The 16,244-nt window shown below is 59.1% G+C and carries 16 protein-coding genes; 7 read left to right on the forward strand and 9 right to left on the reverse strand.

What is annotated here, in order from left to right; genetic code table 11:
• Nucleotides 1-5 precede the first annotated feature (5 nt).
• Nucleotides 6-407, reverse strand: coding sequence for a Fur family transcriptional regulator (locus ACIPZC_RS16080; RefSeq protein WP_400628050.1), 402 nt, complete (start codon nt 405-407; stop codon nt 6-8).
• A 127-nt stretch (nt 408-534) separates the two neighbouring features.
• Between ACIPZC_RS16080 and ACIPZC_RS16085 the strand changes: the two genes are divergently transcribed.
• Nucleotides 535-1,701 (forward strand): N-acetylmuramoyl-L-alanine amidase, encoded by a 1,167-nt coding sequence (locus tag ACIPZC_RS16085; RefSeq protein ID WP_400628051.1) that lies wholly within the window; start codon nt 535-537, stop codon nt 1,699-1,701.
• Nucleotides 1,702-1,720: 19 nt separating this feature from the next.
• Here ACIPZC_RS16085 and ACIPZC_RS16090 read toward each other — a convergent pair whose 3' ends face one another.
• Nucleotides 1,721-2,707 (reverse strand): helix-turn-helix domain-containing protein, encoded by a 987-nt coding sequence (locus ACIPZC_RS16090; protein WP_349975460.1) that lies wholly within the window; start codon nt 2,705-2,707, stop codon nt 1,721-1,723.
• 131 nt (nt 2,708-2,838) lie between these two features.
• Here ACIPZC_RS16090 and ACIPZC_RS16095 point away from each other — a divergent pair, with 131 nt between their 5' ends.
• Nucleotides 2,839-4,044, forward strand: a complete 1,206-nt coding sequence (locus ACIPZC_RS16095; protein ID WP_400628053.1) for an S-(hydroxymethyl)glutathione dehydrogenase/class III alcohol dehydrogenase — start codon at nt 2,839-2,841, stop codon at nt 4,042-4,044.
• A 53-nt stretch (nt 4,045-4,097) separates the two neighbouring features.
• On the opposite strand, the gene hemB is transcribed toward ACIPZC_RS16095, so the two are convergent.
• Nucleotides 4,098-5,117 (reverse strand): porphobilinogen synthase, encoded by a 1,020-nt coding sequence (gene hemB, locus ACIPZC_RS16100; RefSeq protein WP_400628055.1) that lies wholly within the window; start codon nt 5,115-5,117, stop codon nt 4,098-4,100.
• Entirely contained in the window at nt 5,114-5,548 is a 435-nt protein-coding gene (locus ACIPZC_RS16105) for a DUF4440 domain-containing protein (RefSeq protein WP_400628057.1), read from the reverse strand. The genes hemB and ACIPZC_RS16105 overlap by 4 nt, the downstream gene beginning before the upstream one ends.
• A gap of 97 nt (nt 5,549-5,645) precedes the next feature.
• On the opposite strand from ACIPZC_RS16105, the gene hisI reads away from it, so the two are divergent.
• The 4 genes from hisI to ACIPZC_RS16125 all read left to right on the forward strand — a co-directional run bounded on the left by hisI (nt 5,646) and on the right by ACIPZC_RS16125 (nt 8,410).
• Entirely contained in the window at nt 5,646-6,059 is a 414-nt protein-coding gene (hisI, locus tag ACIPZC_RS16110) for a phosphoribosyl-AMP cyclohydrolase (RefSeq protein WP_400628059.1), read from the forward strand.
• Nucleotides 6,056-7,402 carry a dihydroorotase gene (locus tag ACIPZC_RS16115; RefSeq protein WP_400628061.1) on the forward strand — a complete coding sequence of 449 codons (1,347 nt, stop codon included), beginning with the start codon at nt 6,056-6,058 and terminating at the stop codon, nt 7,400-7,402. The genes hisI and ACIPZC_RS16115 overlap by 4 nt, the downstream gene beginning before the upstream one ends.
• A 36-nt stretch (nt 7,403-7,438) precedes the next feature.
• On the forward strand, nt 7,439-7,843 hold the full coding sequence (gene dksA / locus ACIPZC_RS16120) for an RNA polymerase-binding protein DksA (protein WP_241806957.1): 405 nt from the start codon (nt 7,439-7,441) through the stop codon (nt 7,841-7,843).
• Between the two features lie 294 nt (nt 7,844-8,137).
• Nucleotides 8,138-8,410, forward strand: a complete 273-nt coding sequence (locus ACIPZC_RS16125) for a PepSY domain-containing protein (protein WP_241806958.1) — start codon at nt 8,138-8,140, stop codon at nt 8,408-8,410.
• A gap of 152 nt (nt 8,411-8,562) precedes the next feature.
• On the opposite strand, the gene ACIPZC_RS16130 is transcribed toward ACIPZC_RS16125, so the two are convergent.
• From ACIPZC_RS16130 to ACIPZC_RS16150, 5 genes are all read right to left on the reverse strand, one after another.
• Nucleotides 8,563-10,542: a response regulator gene (locus tag ACIPZC_RS16130; protein ID WP_400628063.1), complete on the reverse strand. Its 1,980-nt coding sequence runs from the start codon at nt 10,540-10,542 to the stop codon at nt 8,563-8,565.
• 109 nt (nt 10,543-10,651) lie between these two features.
• Entirely contained in the window at nt 10,652-12,154 is a 1,503-nt protein-coding gene (locus ACIPZC_RS16135; protein WP_400628065.1) for an ATPase domain-containing protein, read from the reverse strand.
• A gap of 243 nt (nt 12,155-12,397) precedes the next feature.
• Nucleotides 12,398-12,901, reverse strand: coding sequence for a CinA family protein (locus tag ACIPZC_RS16140; protein ID WP_400628067.1), 504 nt, complete (start codon nt 12,899-12,901; stop codon nt 12,398-12,400).
• A gap of 101 nt (nt 12,902-13,002) precedes the next feature.
• The gene (locus ACIPZC_RS16145) at nt 13,003-13,695 is read right to left on the reverse strand and encodes a DUF421 domain-containing protein (RefSeq protein ID WP_400628069.1); all 693 of its coding nucleotides are present in this window, start codon (nt 13,693-13,695) and stop codon (nt 13,003-13,005) included.
• A 184-nt stretch (nt 13,696-13,879) separates the two neighbouring features.
• Nucleotides 13,880-14,305, reverse strand: coding sequence for a hypothetical protein (locus tag ACIPZC_RS16150; RefSeq protein ID WP_400628071.1), 426 nt, complete (start codon nt 14,303-14,305; stop codon nt 13,880-13,882).
• A 1,066-nt stretch (nt 14,306-15,371) separates the two neighbouring features.
• Between ACIPZC_RS16150 and ACIPZC_RS16155 the strand changes: the two genes are divergently transcribed.
• Complete coding sequence (locus tag ACIPZC_RS16155; RefSeq protein WP_400628073.1) at nt 15,372-16,154, forward strand: EAL domain-containing protein; 783 nt, start codon at nt 15,372-15,374, stop codon at nt 16,152-16,154.
• Nucleotides 16,155-16,244 lie beyond the last annotated feature (90 nt).

Below are 16,244 nucleotides of genomic sequence, written 5' to 3' on the forward strand. Positions count from 1 at the left end.
TCTGCTCAGTCCTCGCCTGCATCACGGCGAGTGCAGAGGGCACATGTACCGTGCAACTCGATGACCGAGCTGCACAGCGAAAACACGTTCTGTTTCATCCAGAGCCCCAAGGCCTGGCTCAGGTGCGGCACGTTGAACTCATCGACGTGGCCGCAGCTATCGCAGATGGCGAACGCTCTGAAACCTGCTTCGCACTGGCCTGGGCAGGTGCAACTGACATAAGCGTTCAAAGACTCCAGCCGGTGAATCAAGCCGTGCTCGGCCAGGTGGCCCAGCGCGCGGTAGATCTGCGTCGGCGCCCTGACACCTTCATTGCGCAGGCTGTCCAGGATGGCGTAGGCACTGAGCGGCTTGTCGGCTTGCCGAAGCGCCGTCAGGACACGTTGCTGATTGCTGGTCAGTTGCATGCAGGCCTCCTTGCGTTTGGCAGGCAGTCTTCATTTTTATCTGGAAGTAGGATGTTATAAAGTAACATTTATAAAATGGCCAGCTAAATTGCCCGGGCCGCTGGTTCGCAGGACAACAGGAGTACGTATGGATCGACGCAGAGTGCTGAAATTAGTGCTTGCCTGCCTGGCATTGCCGCTGCCTCTGGCGGCGCAAGCCGGGCAGGCGGTGAAACGGGTCCGGGTGAGCCGGGCGGGCAGCGTGACCAAGGTGTCGCTGGAGTTGACCGGGCCGGTAGCCGCGAAGCACTTCAGCCTCACAGCGCCTGCGCGATTGGTGCTTGATCTTCCTCATGCCACGCTCGAGGCGTCACTGAACGAGCTCACCCTGGACGGCACTGCGGTCACGGCCGTGCGCAGTGGCATTACCGCCACGGGTGACTTGCGTATCGTGCTCGACTTGGCCGACTCGGCGGTGCGCAGCGAAGTGCGCTCGCTCAACACAGCGAGCCATGGCCTGGAGTTGCTGCTCACTCAGCCAGCGGTGGCCGTTGTGCCAGCGGTTGCCAAGCCCTCGCTGCGCCAGCGCGACCTGTTGATCGTGGTAGATGCCGGGCATGGCGGTAAAGATCCCGGCGCGCTGGGCGCCAAGGGGGAGCAGGAAAAACGCGTCGCGCTACAGATCGCCAGTTTGCTGGCCAAGCGCATCGATGCGCAGCCGGGCTACAAGGCGCGCTTGGTACGACGTGACGATGTATTCATTCCGCTGCGCAAGCGTGCCGAACTCGCTCAGCGGCTGAACGCGGACTTGTTCGTTTCGGTACACGCCGATGCTGCACCGCGGCTCACGGCGTCGGGGGCATCGGTGTTCGCCTTGTCGCAAGGCGGCGCTACGTCGTCGATGGCACGCTGGATGGCGCAGCGCGAAAACGGTGCCGACAGGGTCGGCGGGGGATTACCGATCAAGCTGCGCGAGCACGACCCTATGGTCGCGGGCGTGCTGCTGGACATGTCGATGAACTCGACGATCGCCACCAGCCTGGATCTCGGTCATCAGGTGCTCGCCCAGCTTGGGCAGGTGTCGGGCCTGCATCAAACGCGGGTGGAGCAGGCGGGCTTCGCCGTGCTCAAGTCAGCGGCGGTACCCTCGATCCTGGTCGAGACCGGTTTCATTTCCAATGCTGGAGATTGCCGGCGGCTGCATGATGTGCGCCATCAACGCAAGGTGGCGCAGGCGATATTCGACGGGCTGGACAGCTACTTCCGCCAGAAACCACCGGCTGGCAGCCTGATCGCGGCCAGGGGGCAGGCGTGATCCTTCATTGGCTCAGACGTCATTGAGCGCGGGATTGCTCCCTATAGCGCCGAGGGGTCAGCTTGAGGTTGCGCTGGAACACCCGGCGCATCTGTTCTTCGGAGCCGAAACCGCACTGGTCGGCAATGCGCTTGAGTGCAGTGTCCTCGTCCACCAGTAACCGCCTTGCCTTCTCCATCCGCGCCCGCTCGATGAATACCAAGGGTGAGCAGCCCGATTCCCTGTGGAACAACCGGCGCAAGTTCCGACTGCTCATGTTCGCGCGCTCGGCGAGCAACTCCAGGCTCAGCGGCCGATCAAGGTTCTGCAGGATCCACAACCGTAGGCGCCTGATCGCGGAGTGCGGGGTCATCTGGCTGTCCAGGTGCTGGCTGAACTGCGATTGGCCACCCGGGCGCTTGAGGAATACCACCAGTTCGCGGGCAATTTGCAGGGCCATTTCCTGGCCGAGGTCTTGTTCGACCAGCGCCAGGCTCAGGTCGATGGCAGCTGAAACGCCAGCACACGTCCATATGCGCCCCTGCTCGATGAAGATGGCATCGGAGTCGACATTGACCAAGGGGAAATCACTGGCCAGCTTACTGGCGACGCTCCAGTGGGTAGTGACATTCAGGCCGTCTACGACTCCCGCTTGGGCAAGAAAAAAGGCCCCCGAGCAAACGCCGACCAGCCGCTCGATGCGAGAGGCGGCCTGCCTGCACCAGTCGACGATCAACCGCTGCTCGACTATCGCCGTGCCAATGTCACGTGCGCCGACAACCAGTGCGGTGTGCGGGCGTGGGCTGCTACGAAGGTCGTCGGCTTGCAGGGTGACCAAGGTGTCCGAACCTACAAGCCCCGGTTGTGGTGCCACCAGATGCAGGCTGTAGGCCGCAGGTAACCCTTCGGCCGCCTGGCGTTTGTTGGCGTAGTCGAAGACGGTGAGGGCACCTACAGCCTCGATTGATTTGAAACCGGGGTAGATGACTATGTGCACCCTGCGTTCAGAAGAGGCTTGGTCAGACATTCGCGATCGAACTCCATGGGCGCTTGCGGACAGATTTCGTACGGATCCGGCCACTTTTGGCCGGGTGATCTGGCGCACGGAATCACGCAGGTTAATGTTCTCAAGCGTTATAACATTACATGGAGAGCCACATGAAAACACGTGCCGCTATCGCCTGGGGGCCCAATCAACCGCTTGAGTTCGAAGAGGTCGACTTGCAGGGGCCCAAAGAGGGCGAGGTGCTGGTTCGCATCGTCACCACGAGCCTTTGCCACACCGATGTATTCACCCTGTCCGGTCGTGACCCGGAAGGGAAGTTCCCCTGCATCCTCGGCCATGAAGGCGTCGGTATCGTCGAGGACGTTGGGCGGGGGGTGACCACGGTCAAGCCGGGCGATCACGTGATCCCGCTCTATACACCGGAAGATCCGAACTGCCCGTTCATCAAGTCCGGCAAGACCAACCTTTGCCAGACCATTCGCAAAACCCAGGGGGAGGGGCTGATGCCCGACGGCACCAGCCGCTTCTCCTACAAGGGGCGCACGATCTTTCATTACATGGGCACGTCCACATTCAGCGAGTACACGGTCCTGCCGGAAATCGCCGTGGCCAAGATCGACCCTGCGGCACCGTTGGCCAAGGCCTCGATCATGGGCTGTGCGATTCCTACCGGGATCGGTGCCGTGCGCAATACCGCCAAGGTACGCCCCGGTGACACGGTCGCGGTATTCGGCCTGGGCGCCGTCGGTATGGCGGTCATTCAGGGGGCGGTGTTACAGGGGGCGGGGCGGATCATCGGGATCGACGTCAACCCGAATAAGTTTCCGTTGGCCCTTTCCCTGGGGGCGACCGAATGCGTCAACCCAAGGGATTTTCGCGAGCCGCTGCAGAACGTGATCATCGATATGACCAACGGCGGCGTGGATTTTTCGTTCGAATGCGTCGGTAATGTGGAATTGATGCGTGCAGCCCTTGAGTGCTGCCACAAAGGGTGGGGCGAAAGCATCATCATCGGCGTGGCAGGGGGCGGGGAGGAGATCGCCACGCGGCCGTTCCAGCTGGTTACCGGCCGCGTCTGGAAAGGCAGCGCGTTCGGCGGGGTGCTGGGGCGTTCCGAGTTGCCGGGGATGGTGGACGAGTGGTTGCGCGGGGAAATAAATGTCGACCCCTACATCACGCATAACATGGACCACGAAACGCTGAATCACGCGTTCGATCTCCTCAAGCGCGGTGAAGCGATTCGCTCGGTCATTCATTATCGGGAGCATGAGACCCTGAGCCACGATTTGCCTGGGGTGATCCTTGACCGCGGCGGGCGCGTGATTGCCAAACCAGCGGTTTCCACCCCTTTGATATGAAGCGCTGAACGGACGCATTCACATCACCGATGTGAATGCGTCTATCAAGGCCGTCACCCCCGCCGCAGTCGCGTGGCGGCCTCCAGGGCGAAGTAAGTCAAAATGCCGTTGCACCCTGCACGTTTGAACGCCATCAATGCCTCCAGGATGACCGTGTCCGGATCCAGCCAGCCCTGGTTGATCGCGGCCTTGAGCATCGAATACTCGCCGCTGACCTGGTAGGCGAAGGTTGGCACGGCAAAGGTTGCCTTGACCCTTTGAATGATGTCCAGGTAGGGCATGCCGGGCTTGACCATCACCATGTCGGCGCCTTCTTGAAGGTCCAGCGCGACTTCACGCAGGGCTTCGTCGCTGTTGGCCGGGTCCATCTGGTACGAGCGCTTGTCGCCTTTGAGCATGGCCGCCGAGCCCAGCGCATCGCGGAACGGGCCGTAGAAGCCGGACGCGTACTTGGCGGCATAGGACATCAGCCGCACCTCGTTGAACCCGGCCAGGTCCAGCGCTGACCTGAGCGCGCCGATGCGCCCGTCCATCATGTCCGAGGGTGCCAAGGTGTCGATGCCGGCCTGAGCCTGGACCACGGCTTGAGCCGCCAGCATCTGCAAGGTCTCGTCGTTGGCCACGCGGCCTTGGCGCAGCACCCCGTCGTGGCCATGGTCGGTGTAGGGGTCCAGGGCGACGTCGCCGATCAGGCCAAGGTTGGGGAATGTGGCCTTGAGCAACCGGGCGGCGCGGCAGATCAGGTTGTCCGCGTCGAGGGCGTGGCTACCCTCACTGTCCTTGCGCTGCGCCGGGGTAGCGGGAAACAGGGCAATGGCCGGAATGCCCAGCTCGACCGCCCGGCCTACATGATCCGGCAGTTCGGCCAGGCTCACCCGTACCTGGCCCGGCATGGCGCTGATCGCCTCGCGTGTACCTGAGCCTTCTTTGAGAAAGACCGGCCAGATCAGGTCATCGCAAGACAGGCTGTTTTCAGCGACCAGACGACGCGTCCATTCGTCAGCGCGGTTACGCCGCATGCGCGTAGCCGGGAAAGCGCCCGTTGAGTGCGGGAAGTGGGCCACGGCCTTCATGCCTCGATGGAGGAATGGTGGCCGGTGATCAGCCACTGCTGCTCGATTCGTTCGAAGGTGAACAAAAAGCGCGCTGGCACTACCCGTTGCTCGCCGTCTTCACGGTAGACGAAGGTGTACTGGCCGCCGACCACCACGGTGCCCAGCTTGCGGCTGACGCGCTTTTTGAACAACTGGATGTCACAGACCAGCCCGTCGTTGGCGAGGAAATTTTCAAAATAGTTGCGACGGCTGTCGTCGCAGTCACGCACTTGGTTGGACAGGGTCGGCACCAGGATCGCATCCGGTGCGTACAGTGCCAGTACCTGATCAACATCACGGGTAGCCACGGTAGCGGCCCAATGGTAGAGCGCTGCTTTGGCACCTGCCAGGCAGGCCAGTTCGGTGTCGGCGTAGGTTTCGGTGCAAGGGCTGGTGCGTGTTTCGGTCATGGCGTTTTACCTGCGCGAGTCGAAAAGATGAACCGTAGGGGCGTTATCTGCTACGTTAACAGTGTTATAACATAACATTTACAGTAGGTCGCAAATCATGTTCCTTACCCTTGAGCAGGCAGTAGCGGATAGTCGCTTTGCCTTGACCGATGTGCTTCGCCACATTCCCTGGAGCCCCCAGGGGCTGATTCCCGCCATCACTCAGCAGCATGACAGCGGCGAGGTGCTGATGTTGGCCTGGATGAATGAAGAGGCGTTGCTGGAAACCCTCGAGACCCGGCGGGCCTGCTATTGGTCGCGTAGCCGCGGACGCTTGTGGCGCAAAGGCGAAACCTCGGGGCATGTGCAGCATGTCCATGACGTGCGGCTGGACTGCGATGGCGACGCGCTGTTGGTGTTGGTAGACCAGAAAGGGGCCGCTTGTCACACGGGGCGCCGTAGCTGTTTCTACAACGCGATCCAGGGTGATCAGGTAGTGGTGACGGGCAACCCGGCGCAGGTGGGCGCATGAGCCGGATCATCATTCGCAACGCCCGCCTGGTCAATGAAGGGGCCATACAGGAGGCCGATGTTCTGGTCGCCCATGGCCGTATCGAAAAAATCGCCCGCAGCATCACGGGCGTCAATGCGCCGATCGAAATCGACGCCCGTGGCCAATGGCTGCTCCCCGGCATGATCGACGACCAGGTGCATTTTCGTGAGCCTGGCGCTGCGCACAAGGGCAGCATGGCCAGCGAGTCGCGCGCCGCCGTGGCGGGCGGTATCACCAGCTTCATGGACATGCCCAACACCAACCCTGCCACGCTGGATCTTGCCGCCCTGCAGGACAAGAAAGCCCGCGCCGCCGCCACCTCGGTTGCCAACTACGGTTTTCATTTCGGCGTGAGCAAGGACAACCTCGATACCGTGGCGGCCCTCGACCCACGTGAGGTCGCCGGGGTGAAGGTGTTCATGGGCGCCTCCACCGGTGACATGCTGGTGGATGACCCAAGGGTGCTGGAACGGCTGTTCGCCAGCGTGCCGACTATCCTCCTGGCGCACTGTGAGCACACCCCGTCGATCCTCGCCAACGAAGCGCGCATGCGTGAGCGCTACGGCGACTTCATCCCGCCGGCCATGCACCCGATCATTCGTGATGCCGATGCCTGCCTGCGCTCTTCGAGCCTGGCCGTGCAGCTTGCCAAGCAGTTCGGCACACGGCTGCACGTGCTGCACCTGACCACCGCCCAGGAGCTGAAGTTGTTCCAGCCAGGGCCTTTGCAGGGCAAGCAGATCACCGCTGAAGTGTGCGCACATCACCTGCTTTTCGATGACCGCGACTATGCCAGGTTAGGCCACCTGATCAAATGCAACCCTGCCATCAAAAGCAGGGAAGACCGGGACGCCCTGCGTCAGGCGCTGCTGTGCGACCGCATCGATGTCATCGGTACCGATCATGCACCCCACACCTTGGCAGAGAAACAACGCCCGTATGCCTCGGCGCCTTCAGGTTTGCCGTTGGTACAGCATGCACTTGTGGCCCTCTTCGAGCTGGTGGAGGAGGGCGTGCTGACCGTTGCCCAACTGGTGCGCAAGACCAGCCACGCCGTCGCGGACCTGTTCGCCATCGCAGAACGCGGTTACCTGCGTGAGGGCTACTGGGCGGACATGACGCTGATCGAGCGTTTGCCCGAACCCCGCGCTGTCAGCCTCGATCCAGTCCTGGCGCACTGCCAGTGGACGCCGTTCGAGCACCATCGTTTCCATCATCGAGTAGCCACGACTTTGGTCTCCGGGCAACTGGCCTGGCATGAAGGCCGGCTAGTCGAGGGCTGCCAAGGCTTGCCTCTGGCCTTCAACGCACGACGCGGCTGAGCCCCATTTCTTTTCATTGACTTGAGAACACCTGCAATGACCGAACAAGAGCTGCTATCCCAACCTGCAGACGCTTACATGGACGCTGCGCAGCAACGTTTCTTCCGTGAGCTGCTGCATGCCCAGCGCAAGGAGCTTCAGCAACGCATCGCTGAAGAGTTCGAAGTGATCCGCGACTTCGAACCCACCAGCGATCCTTCCGATATCGGCACGGCGGAGGAGCATCGTCAATGGCAATTGAGGCTGCTGGAGCGGGAGAAAAAACTGCTGGACAAGATCGACGAAGCGCTGGAGCGCATCGCCCGTGGCGAGTATGGCTGGTGCAAGGAAACCGGCGAACCGATCGGCCTGCAGCGTTTGCTGCTCAGGCCAACCGCCACCCTGTGCGTGGAGGCCAAGGAACGCCAGGAGCGCAATGAGCGTCATATGCGCGACGATTGAGGGGGGCCACTGCTGCTAAAGCACCTCGACCGGCTTCACTCAGAAGTTTGCGAAAGGGTGTTCACCACCCTTTATTGCTCGAATGGGCGGGTGGAGAGCCTGGTTGGCTTCGATGAGCTGAGGGGCGCTGTAGCACCCAGTGCACAGCATCCTCATTTGCCTTGCGGGCACGCGCTTCTGCCGGAGCTCGTGCACCTTGATGATTTCTCAGTTTCAGTACAGCCCCCACACCAAGTGAACCCCGAGATCAGCGCCGGGGTCGGAACGGTAACTGTCACGAAAAAGGAAGGTAGCATGAAAGCGATGACTCGAGTGTTCACAGGCCTCGCCATGGTTGGCGCACTGGCAAGCTCTGCAGCATGGGCTGACCAGCCTGGCGCTGATTGGAAGGTGACCAAGGATCAGGCTGAAGCCACGTTGAAGGGCGCCGGCTACACGCAGATCACCAAGATCGAGGCCGATGACGGTCATTGGGAAGGTGAGGGCATGAAAGCTGACGGGAAGCAGTATGAGTTCCAGGTTGACCCGCACGACGGCAAGATCATCAAAGACGCGCTGGATAACTGATCATCCGGCATATGGAGGAGCCCGCGCTATAGGCGGGCTTTTCCAATCTTGGGAAGATATCTCAGATCTCGAAAGAAGCCATTGCTGGGTAGAACCACAGTCCTTAGCTAGCTGCTGGCTCCCCCTGCGGGAGAGGGGCGGCGTCGTGAGACTTAGTTATCCCTGGTGTTCGGCTCCAGCATCAAACTTACATTTTCAGCGAGCGCCTGTAGCGTGAAGGGTTTGGTCAGTAACCTCATGCAGGGGCCTAGAAACGCCTCTCTGTCAGATGCAGCCTGGGCATAACCTGTCAGGAAGAGCACTGGGAGGTTGGGATACCTCTGCTGCACGATCTCCGCCAATTGCCTACCGTTCATGCCTGGGAGCCCCACGTCGGTGACCAAAATGTCGACGCTCTCCAGGGTCTTGAGCACGTGCAATGCCTCTTCGCCATGGCTCGCAACGAAAATCTCATAGCCCAACTCGGTGAGCACCTCCTGATTCAGCATCCGGACTGACTGATCATCTTCAACCAGCAGCACTATCTGTCCGGTTCCGTGATTCGCTGCATGGGGTGTTTCAACAGGCTGATGAAGCTGGCCGTCAGCGGTTGGGAGGTACAAGGAGATCGTGGTTCCCTTATGTGGAATACTCGATATCTCCATTTTCCCGCGGCTTTGCTTGGCAAAGCCATACACCATCGAAAGCCCCAGACCCGTACCCTGGCCGATAGGCTTAGTGGTGAAGAACGGTTCAATCACTTTTGGCAGGAGATCAGCGCTGATCCCCGTCCCGGTATCCTCCACATCAATCCGGATATACTGCCCGGCTGCGAGCTCATCGGCTTCTGAGGACGCCTGCGCGACGATCACTTCGCGTGTCGATACTGTGATCGTTCCCCCATCCGGCATAGCATCGCGGGCATTGATGACCAGATTGAGTATCGCGTTTTCCAGTTGGTTGGCATCCGCCATGGCGTAGGGGAGGTGGTCGCCGAGTTTCATCAATACCCTGATCTGCTCGGTCGCCGAGCGCTTCAGGAGATCGTACAGGCTGACGATGAGGTCATTGGCTGAGAGCGGTCTTGTATCCAACGATTGCCTGCGGGAGAACGCGAGTAAGCGTTCCGTGAGGGACGCTGCGCGTTTTGCAGAGGTTTGAGCCGCATCGATATAGCGCTCCAGTGCGTCTAGGTTGCCCTTTTTGAGCCTCAATCGAAGCAGGTCGAGAGCGCTTAGAATCCCCGTCAGCATGTTGTTGAAGTCGTGGGCAATTCCGCCAGTGAGCTGTCCAACGGCCTCCATTTTCAGGGATTGTCGCAGTTGATCTTCAGCTCGCTCCCGCTCTGTGCTTTCCCGGTGGAGTTGCTCGACAGCTAGGGCAAGCGCTTGGGTGCGGCCAGCTACCTGCTCTTCCAATGCTTCATTAAACCCACGAAGCGTCAGCTCTGACTGCTTCTGGTCGGTGACGTCAACAATCACAATGGCTGCCCCCATGATCGTGCCATGGGCTCCCCAAAGCGGAACAGCGCTGACCCGTATCCAGGCCTCGTTTTGACCGGCAGGCTTGTGCTGGAACACCATGCCGTCGACAACTTCGCCTCTCAAGGCGCGTGCACCGGGGAATGATTCTGGCGTGACTGGCTGGCCATCAGCGCTTATCGAGACCCATTGCTCCCGGCCATTGATAGCCTTGGAGGGAATAACTCGATCCGGGACATATTGGTTATAAAGCGGGTTGCTGATCAACGACACGCCAAAGGCGTCGACGAAGCTGATGCCAACAGGCACATTCTCCAGAAGGATACGAAGCCGTTCACGCTCAATTCCCAATTCCGCAACACGATCGCGCATGTCGAATTGGCGTGCTCGAGATCGCCATGCCGCAGCAATGGCGCTCATCAAGGCAGAGGAGCTCATCGGGCGTTCCAGTACCACTACGTTGGAGGCACTGGAGGGAAGACGCCTGCGAACTTCATCATTGTCCTTCCCGGCGCGGTTTCGATTGGAGGTCAGCAGCAAAATCGGAATGTCGGACCAGGAAGACTGATTCGCTAACGCCTTTCCAAGGTCTGCGATGTCTCCGCTCAAGGCCTCTTCGGTGACCAAGATGATGCCTGTCTCATCACCAATGTTTTTTGCCAGAGCGGTCAAGTCACAATATGCCTGTACTCGGTAAAGTGTGCCGGCAACACGCTGGAGCACAGCCGCATCGCCTCGGAATGGCGCGACTACCAGCAACGACCGTTCTTGAGATCGGCGGCTAACGTCCAAAGGGGCGGCCTTCCAGCAAGGGTTCTTGGCTACCAAAATATTCAGGAGTACCCGTCAGCACGCCCTTGAACTTGGTCAGGGGCTCACCAACACGGACGCCTTGGCTATCTATATTCAGTTCGCGAATAGCATCTTCGTGGGCGCCACCACGGTTTTTCAGGACAGAGATCGCTTTGCGCAGACGGCCTTGAGCCTCAAAAAACCGTATGAGGATGACCGTGTCTGCGACGTAAGAGATATTGAGGGTGGTTGTCATCGTGCCGATCAGTCCGCTTTGAGCATTGATCAGGAACGTTGCCACACCATGCTGGGCGAGATAGGACAGCATTTCGTGCATCTGAAGTATCAGCTGTTGCTCCTGTGGCATCGCCGCCAAGTAGCCGTTTAGGCTATCGATCACGATCACCCGGGCATTCCTGGCCTCTACCTGAGTACGGACTCGCCATGAGAATTCGCCTGGCGAAATCTCGGCAGGGTTGATTTGCTCCACATTCAATAGGCCGCTGGCGATGTATTTTTGAAGCGCGAAGCCCATAGCCTCGGCTCTTCTCAACAGCGTGCCGACCCGCTCATCGAATTCATAGACGGTGCAGCACTCACCACGCTCACATGCCGCAGCCACATAGGCGAATGCCACCGTGGTCTTGCCCGACCCCGCAGGCCCGGTGATCAGCGTGCTTGTGCCTCTGAGAGGGCCTCCAGCAAGCAAAAGGTCAAGCGCTGCCACGCCACTGGCCACAGGTTCAAGCTGGAAGGCTGAGTGTTGTCCTCCCGCCATCATCCGCGGGAAGACATGCAATCCTCCCTTTACGATCACGAAGTCGTGATAGCCGGCAACGAAGTCGACACCCCTCAGCTTCTGAACCTGCAACCGCCGCCGAGCCGCGCCGAAATCAAGCGTTAGTCGCTCCAGCGTGATCACCCCATGGCAGATGCTATGGAGATGGTTGTCATGCTCACCATGGGATGTAGTCAGGTCGTCCACCAGCAAGACTGTGATGTTTCGTCCCGCAAAATACTGTTTCAGTGCCAGGACCTGACGGCGGTATCGAAGGGGGTCTTGTGCCAGCAGCCTCATCTCAGAAAGGCTATCGAACACTACCCGAGTGGGCTTGGACTGCTCCACGCGCTGCTGGATAAGCTTGATAGTGTTTCCGAGCTCAGCCTCCCACGGATGCAGGATGGTCTGCTCTGCGGCCTCGCCGAAAATCTCGTCCGTCTGGGACAGCTCGAACACCTCGATGCCGTCCAGGCTCCATCCATGTGACCTGGCAACACTCTCAAGTTCATCCGCAGTCTCGGAGAGGGTGACGTACAGCACCGGCTCCTGGTTGGTCACACCACTCAACAGGAACTGAAGCCCCAATGTCGTCTTGCCAGCTCCTGGCGTGCCCTCTACCAAGTAGAGCCTATGCACCGGCAGCCCGTCTTTGAGGATTAGATCCAATCCTTCGTTGCCAACAGATAGCGTTGCGGATGTCTTATGGGGCATTCATTTTCATTCCTGAACTGGATGGCCCTGCTTGGGGCAGTGGGCGTCAAGACTGCCGGCGTATTAGCTGAATCTAGCAAACGCGCCTTCACTGCATAAGGTATTGGCGCTGCAGATTCGCGCGGTACTTCGCAGTGATACTGATGATTGATCGCAGGGTGCCACCAAAGGTTCATCAGGCGTGGGTTGCTTGAATCGGATGGTCATCGTAGTTCTTGACTAATGCGCCAATGAAAGAAACAGTCAGGCGCGCTCGCCTTGCAGCCATCGCTGGTGATAATGGGAAAGTCGGGTGAGTCCAAAAAGTGCGCCCTGACGCATCACGTCGGCACGTTCACCAAAGAAGCGCTGAGTTCGTGTAAACACGGCTACCGGCTCGCCGGCGAATGCCCAAGCGAAGCACAAGGTGCCTGGTGGTACGCTAGATTCGGGAGTTGGCCCAGCCACGCCGGTGATGGCGATCACCACATTGGCATCGCTGTCTCTCAATGCGCCCAAGGCCATTTCCCACGCGACTGCTTCGCTGGTGAGGCCATAGCGCTCGATAGTTTCGGCGCTTACGCCGAGCAAGCGCTGCTTCGCACGGGGTGAGTAAACGACATAACCACTCTCCACTACCTCCCCGGCACCGGGTACCCCTGCTAGGAGGGCCACCATGCAACCTGCCGTGCACGACTCCGCGGTCGTCAGGACTAACTGATTGTCTTTGAGATAGCCGAGGGCGGCCAGTACAGCGTCGGTTGCCATTGAAGAATCGACTCGCTTGTTCTTTTGCGGTGGACGCAACCCATCAGGTTTTGGTTCATCGCAGTTTACGTCCGACGTGTCCCACGTCAGTGGCTGGAGCCTTAACGGTTGCGTAAGGTACCAAGGGCAGGTGACCAGACGTTATGACCGCAGCGTTCACACACGACTGAGTCCAGTGGTTCGTGGAAGGTCGTGAAGCCGCAACTCACGCAACAGTACAGACCGGCCTTCGGCGGCGCCTGGTACTCTGGACGATGTTCGACTGGCAGCACTGACAGCCCTGGCCGGGTGTCATCAGGCCCGTAGAAATACAGACTGAGATCGCCATCGGTTTCCAATAAACCGAGTCGAACCTGGCCGAGGTGCTCCACACCTTGTTGCCGCAGTTCCATGAACAATTCATTGGACGAGATGTTCAAATTCTGCAGCGAATGAATTTCGTACATCCCGTCCTTTACTACCGTGATGGGTAGCCCATCGATCCAGGCTTCGCATGTTCTGCTGCGCCTCATCAAGGAGATGGTTCCGCGATAGAGCATCAGGAGCGTCAGGAACACCAATCCGACGGGGAGTAGAGGTACATCTTCGTAAAAGGTGACATCACCTGCGGCTGAGCCCAGGGTCAGGATCACCACAAGCTCGAATCGAGACAGTTGCCTGATTCCACGTCGACCACTGAATTTCAAAAAGAAGAACACGGCCAAAAAAGCCGCTGAAACGCGCAGGGCGACCTCCAACAGAAAGGTCGGCGGGAGTTCGCCAATGAGCATCCTGTGCAGATCAAACGAAACCATTGGGTGTGTCCCACATGTCGCAATCGCCGGTTAAAGATGGACCGGCTAAATTCGACGCTAGTTCACGAGGTGACGCCAAATGGCGACATGACCTGAGAGGATGATCATTGGAAAAGCAGGATGCTCACGCCCTAGGGATTTGGCTCACTCGAGACCATCGATGCCCCTCAGCTTGGAAAAACCGCTAGCGCCACAACCGGTCCCATTGATGCATGACGAATAGCCCAGCACTGGCCAGCCAAGCCATCCATGCGATGGTGACCTCCCAATGGCTGAGCACGGCCAGCGCTTCGCCCATGAAAAACACCGTCGCGGTCAAGGAGAGCAGCAGCGCCATGCCCGCAAGTGGCACACGCAACACTGCGGACAACCAGCGCGCAAGCCCCCACCTGGTCAGCAGGGTGAGGCCACCCAGCAGCAATGAGACAGCGATCAAGATCAATGGGATACCAATCAGAGCCATTGCCGGCTCTGCTTCTCCGCCATCCTCCCCAGGTAGGTAGTATTTCGCGTACCAGATTTCGCGGCACATGACCTGGGTGAAATAGATCACGGCAATTGGCGCTAATGGGAAGATCAGTAGGCTGATTATGAGGGTGCGAGGAACCATGGAGATCACTTCCTTGTTGACTGCCGTCCAGCTTACATTGGAGCGGTGAAGGAGGGCAGTACTTCGGTCGAGTGTTGCAGTCAAAGTCAAGCAATCTACGGCGATCAGTGCGAGCCTGCCTTGCGGACGAAGCGCGTTTCTTCGACGGCCAAACGGCCCAACAGCAACGCCCACGCGGTGACAGGGCGGCGACACTGGCGTTGTTCAAGTTCTTAGGCTTGTGCCCGACGTTGTCGATCTACGGCACAGGCGTAGAACACTTCGGATGACGGAGGAGAGGCCACCCTAGGCCGAGATGAACGCAGCGATGTGACTTGCCGCCGCCTCAGGCTGCTGCATGTGAGCCCCGTGGTCAGCGCGAGGGAAGCTCACCAGCATCAGCGTCGGAGGCCGATAGGGTGCCAAGCGGATGGCACTGGGGCGGGCGACTTTTCTAAGCCCGCTAAGCCACCATCACGCTCCAGGTTCTCTATTTGCAAGCGAAGATCATCGATAAGCTCCGCTGAGGATCGGCCAGATTCCAAGCTCAAGGTCAGTGTCAGTAGCGTCAGTGAGCTCACCCCTAGCCGCTGACTGACCTGCTCGAGTTTATCTAACGTCAGGCTGGCTTTGCCCCCCTCCAGCTTAGAAAGAAACGTCCGACTGGTGTCACCAAAGTCACGCTGCGTGATTTTGCGCTGACTGCGTAGCGCCCGGAGGACAAGGGCGAAAGACGATTTCAGTGACATATGCGACCTCTCCGCTTGAGCGTGTCTTCGGTGAAATCCACATGGGATTTCTGCGTAACCTCGAAGCCTGTCGGCTGGCCCGGCCTTGCGGTCAGGAGGAGCTACCGTTCCAGTGAGACACTGTAGATGCATCCAGTGTATCTCGCTAAGCTCGTGAGGAGAACATTTGTACTACACGCGGTGATGAGCGTATGAACCAGCCAGACCAGCCCTGTTGGTGTTGATGTGGACGGGCGTCCAAGCTGAGCTGCAGCAAGCAGAGTCATGGGAGGAGGTTGGCTTATATTGCATATTCAAGCATCCTGCATAGCCATCCTCTTCAAGCTCGACGATAGCCCATGAGCAACTCTGTTTTCCCCCAGCCCTTTTCAGCGATGGGCTGCTCCCAGTGCCGTGACCTGGCCAGGCTGGATTTCGAAATTACTATGGCGTTCCAGCCGATAATCCATGTTCCTTCAGGCAGGCCGTTCGCTTATGAGGCGCTGGTTCGCGGTCTGGCCGGTGAAAGCGCTGCGGAAATTTTGGCCAAGGTATCTCCCGACAATCTGTACCGCTTTGATCAGGCCTGTCGCGTCAAGGCCATTGAACAAGCGGCTGCACTCGGCTTGGGGCGGCAGAGAGAGTGCAAATTGAGCATCAATTTCCTGCCCAATGCCGTCTACAGTGCCAGCACCTGCATCCGGGCTACCCTAGAAGCCACTCGAACATTCGACTTCCCCGCCAATCGGCTCATGTTCGAGGTGACCGAGGGCGAGCGGATCGAAGACACCGAGCACTTGAAATCAATCTTCAAGGAGTACGAGCGACAGGGCTTTACCACTGCAATAGATGATTTTGGCTCGGGGTACTCGGGGCTGAATCTACTGGCAGAATTTCAGCCGGCTGTGCTCAAACTGGACATGGCACTCACGCGGGGAATCTGCAAGGATTCAGTTCGCCAAGCCATTGTCGCCGGTATCGTTCTGGTGGCCGAGCGGTTGGGCATTACGCTTATCGCCGAAGGGATTGAGACTGACGAAGAGTGCCAAGCGTTGGCGACGCTGGGGATTGAGTTGATGCAAGGGTATCTGTTCGCCCGACCGCAGGTGAATGGCTTGCCGTTGATTGAGCGGCTTTCTTGATGTTGCTCTAATAGAGTCCCTTCTTGCTAAAAGCGGCATCAAGCCGTATTCGAAAGAGAACTAACCAGAGCCACCAAGCGGAGGGCGCTG

The sequence above is a fragment of the Pseudomonas sp. NPDC089743 genome (assembly GCF_044748785.1).
GTDB classification, from domain to species: Bacteria; Pseudomonadota; Gammaproteobacteria; order Pseudomonadales; family Pseudomonadaceae; genus Aquipseudomonas; species Aquipseudomonas putida_X.